Genomic DNA, 4292 nt, shown 5'->3' with positions numbered 1-4292 from the left:
GCAAGAGTGAACCACCTGATCCCTTCCCGAACTCAGAAGTGAAACCTCTTAGCGCTGATGGTAGTGTGGGGTCTCCCATGTGAGAGTAAGTCATCGCCAGCTCATTATTCCAAAAGCCCTCTGCTCACGCAGGGGGCTTTTTTTATATTTATATAATCACTTTTCTCTCTTTAACGACTAATTTTTTACAGCTGTATAATCTCTGATCAGCTGTAAAATGTTATACTACTCGTGTAAATATTTTTTATTCTCTGAGTCATATGCAGCAGATTCTCATAAACACATTTGTGTTGATATGGCTCAGTTTGATTTCTCCACAGCTATACGCTGTAACAGAATTAAATTTTGATCATCATCAGTATGTCAAACTCGATGGAAAATGGGATTTCTACCCCAATCAGCTGATTGATCCCACTTCTGGGCAGTGACCATCTCAGTTAACTTCCTCTAATCAGACTCTTGCTGCTGAAAAAGTTCATTTACCTAATTCTTTCCTGACCTTAACAGGTCATAAAGACCATATTGGAACTTTTCAAAAAGCCTTCAGGCTGCCTGAATCAGTCATCAATCATGCGGTTTATATTTATGTGCCTTATCAGTATGGGGCTTATCGCATGTATGTCGATGATCATCTCCTGATAGAAGTAGGGCAGGTAGGCATACATGGTCAGCATCAGACCATGATGGCGCCAAAGTTGGCTTCTTTCTTTCCCTCACAGCGGGAAGTGACGATTACCATTCAGGCTTCAAGTTATCACCATATCCGTGGCGGGCTGGAAAACAGCATGTTTATTGGCTTTAACCAGCCTATTCTGGATAAGTTTTATGATCAGGTAATTCCTTTAAGTGTGATCAGTGGCGTTCTGCTGATGATTGGCTGCTTTATGGTGTTCTTTGCAGTATTTCGCAGCCTTAAAACGCAAGCAGGTAATTTGCTGCTGTTTCTAGGGTTGTTTATTCTGTGCTTGAGCCTACGTAGCTTCTTTGCAGTCCCATTCATTTATACTTTATTCACGAATATTTCCTAGGTATGGGGCACACGATTTGAGTATTTACTGACTGAATTGGCGACTCTGTTCTTCTTGATTTATATCTATTTATTGCCGTATCGACTGTTAAATCCTTATTTATTAAAAATCACAGCTTTGTTAATTAGTATCAATGTGGCTGTGACCCTGTTTACGCTGCCTTATATCTTCCAGAGCTTCTTTTTCCAAAGCTTTAGTATTGCAGTACTGGTTTTTATTAATCTGCTTTATGGCGCTTACCGCATGCACAAATCGCATGTGCGTTATTCCAAGATCAATTCTATTGCGGTGGTGCTGGTCTGCCTGACCTTCCTGCATGACTATTTACTTGCGCTTAAGGTAATTGATTCAGTTGAAATTGCATTTTATACCTCCTGTGCCTATTTTATTTTAATTACCTTTCAGCTCAGCCGTGATTATGCGGTGCAAAGTATTAATACCGAGTTGTTAAACAAGCAGCTTTTGCGCCTGAATAAAGAACTTGATCAGAAGGTTCAGGACCGTACACGTGATATTACTCTGCTTAATGAGAAACTCGCGCAGCAGGTGAGGCTGGATTCGCTGACAGGTGCCTATAATCGCTTTGCCTTAAATGAACAGCTTCAGCAGCAATATGAGCATGCGATCGTAAACCAATCTTCGCTGGCTGTTTATATGATCGATGTGGATTATTTTAAAAACTATAATGACTATTATGGCCATCTCAAAGGTGACTATATTTTAAAAACACTGGTTCAAACCATTCAGCAAATATTGCCTGAAAATGGCTTTCTGGCACGTTATGGGGGTGAGGAATTTGCGGTTTTACTGGCAGATATTTCCTGGCAGGAAGCCGAAGCTTTTGCCGAGCAACTTTGTGAGGTCATCCGTAAGCTCAATTTGGAACATGCCAATCGTGGGGATGACAAGTCCTGGATCAGTATCAGTGTTGGGGCAGCGATTATGGATGCTGAACATATCTATAGAAATGTTGACCGTTTACTGAAAACAGCCGATCAGCAGTTGTATCAGGCGAAAATTCTTCGCGATTCAGCCTGTATTAAATAATAAAAAATCCAATCAATACATCAGCTATCTTTATCCGATCAAGTTATATCCGCTTACGATTCCTTTACTTTTTTATTATTTTAGCCGCTGTCTGGAATGCTAAATTGGTACTTATCTGAATGAAATTAGCATGAAAAATAACAATGAAACAAACTCAAATTGCAGCAATTTTATTATTAGGCTTAGGTTCCTATAGCCTGACTGCCTGTGCCCAAGACAAGATTTCATCACCGGCAGCTGGGCAATCCTCTGCCAAAACCACACAGCAAGCCTATAAAGTTAAAGAATTTACGCAGTTGAATGAGCCATGGGCACTCACTGAGCTGCCAGATCAACGTTTACTGATTACCGAAAGATCTGGAAAGTTAAAATTATTTAATCCAGCCAATCGCAGCACTCAAACTGTTCAGGGTATTCCTCAAGTGGCCTATGGCGGACAAGGTGGCTTAGGCGATGTTGTACTCCATCCTGACTTTACCAAGAATCAGTGGGTATATCTCAGTTATGCTGAACAAGGGCAAGGTGGTTATGGTGCAGTCGTGGTTCGTGGCAAGTTGGATCTCACCAAGAGCACACCACAACTCACTCAGATCAAAAAAATCTGGACTCAGGTACCGAAATTTTCTTCCGGTCAGGGCCATTATGGGCACCGGATTATCTTTGGCTCAGATAACAAACTCTGGATCAGTTCGGGTGAACGTCAGCAATTCAATCCAGCTCAAGACATGAAATCCAATGCCGGCAAGATTATTCGTCTGAATGACGATGGTTCAATTCCTTTCGATAATCCATTTATGAATCAGGGTGAAATTGCCAAGCAGGTCTGGAGTCTGGGGCACCGTAATCCTCTCGGTTTGGCATTTGATCCACAAGGGCAGCTTTGGGTGATTGAAATGGGTCCTAAAGGCGGTGATGAGCTGAATAAAGTGATGAAAGGCAAAAATTATGGCTATCCGATCGTCTCCAATGGAGATCATTATGATGGCAAGCCGATTCCAGATCACAGTACCCGACCAGAGTTTGAAGCACCAGCACTAGATTGGACTCCAGTAATTTCTCCTTCAGACTTGCTGTTCTATACTGGCAATAGCTTTCCTCAATGGAAAAATAAAGCCATTGCTACAGGTCTGTCTTCTCAGGCAATGATCGTGATTGATACTACTCAAAGCCCTGTTAAAGAAATACAGCGACTGGATATGAAAGAGCGGATTCGTGGTGCGATTCAGGCCAAAGATGGCTCACTCTGGGTGATTGAAGATGGTCCAAAAGCCAAGTTGCTTAAGATGACCGCCCCTCAGTAAAAAGCTAAATAGTTAATATCAGAATGAAAGAAAAAGGCCCCAACTCCTGTGAGGGCCTTTTCAAATTTAGCTCAGATACCTTTCCTCCGGTATCAATCAGCATCCTGCCGATGTTTTATTCTTGTTTTTGCAAGACTTCCTGTCTTGGTATGCACTCAATATAGCCTGAGTCAGAAAGACCGAGTAGAGGCATTGACCGCATCTGCTGTAGGCCAGAGGCGACAAGGTCACTTGAAAATATTTATCCAATTAATTCCAGAGTTCTCAGGATAATTTTGCGATATGGTAGAGATAGAAGACCTTATTAAAGCTCATCTCTCTATTCAATAAAAAATATCTAAAAGAATTCAATAAAATAATAAAAAGAAGAAGCACATGCCTACCGTTCAAATTGAAGTCCGGCAGCAATATTCCCAGGCTGATGAAGAGCAGTTACTCGACAGCGTATTTCACTGTGTGAAAAATGCCTTTCAACTGCCTGACTATGACCGTAATATCCGGCTGGTGGTACATGAAGCCCATCGTTTTCAATATATGGTTCATCTGGCCCAGCCTGAATATTTTACCTAGATCAGTATTGACTGCTTCGCTGGCCGAAGTCTGGAGACCAAGCGCAAACTGTATCAACAGAGTGTAGAAAGCTTGGGAAAACTGCATTCCGTCTGACCATATCCTGATTCATCTGCAGGAAAGTCCATTGGAAAACTGGGGAATCCGAGGCGGACAAGCAGCCTGTGATGTCAATTTAGGCTTTAATGTAGAGATCTGACCTTTTTAGAAAAATACCAGAGGCTCTAGACTAGCAAAATGATTATGTTAGTCTAGAATCATGATAGAAAACAGTAAATTAAGTCACTACAAGATTAAAAAAATTATTCAATGCTTTTGTGTTGATATTCCTGCTTCCAAAACAGCC

3 protein-coding genes, 1 rRNA gene and 2 pseudogenes are annotated in these 4292 nt (G+C 41.4%); all 6 read left to right on the top strand.

Annotated features, from left to right (window positions below; translation table 11 throughout):
- Positions 1 to 102, top strand: a 5S ribosomal RNA gene (rrf, locus tag FTV18_RS15390); the annotation flags it as partial.
- Between the two features lie 512 nt (positions 103 to 614).
- Positions 615 to 1028, top strand: coding sequence for a hypothetical protein (locus tag FTV18_RS15385; RefSeq protein ID WP_180033317.1), 414 nt, complete (start codon positions 615 to 617; stop codon positions 1026 to 1028).
- A gap of 36 nt (positions 1029 to 1064) precedes the next feature.
- Positions 1065 to 2075 (top strand): GGDEF domain-containing protein, encoded by a 1011-nt coding sequence (locus FTV18_RS15380; protein ID WP_180052281.1) that lies wholly within the window; start codon positions 1065 to 1067, stop codon positions 2073 to 2075.
- Between the two features lie 143 nt (positions 2076 to 2218).
- Positions 2219 to 3376, top strand: coding sequence for a PQQ-dependent sugar dehydrogenase (locus FTV18_RS15375; protein WP_180018792.1), 1158 nt, complete (start codon positions 2219 to 2221; stop codon positions 3374 to 3376).
- Between the two features lie 375 nt (positions 3377 to 3751).
- A pseudogene (locus FTV18_RS15830) lies at positions 3752 to 4145 on the top strand (tautomerase family protein).
- A 60-nt stretch (positions 4146 to 4205) separates the two neighbouring features.
- Positions 4206 to 4292, top strand: a pseudogene (locus tag FTV18_RS15365) (IS1595 family transposase); the annotation flags it as partial.

The sequence above is a fragment of the Acinetobacter sp. YH12241 genome (assembly GCF_013417535.1).
Lineage (GTDB): Bacteria > Pseudomonadota > Gammaproteobacteria > Pseudomonadales > Moraxellaceae > Acinetobacter.
Note: the sequence above shows the minus strand (reverse complement) of the source record. Positions and strands in the feature narration are given on the sequence as shown.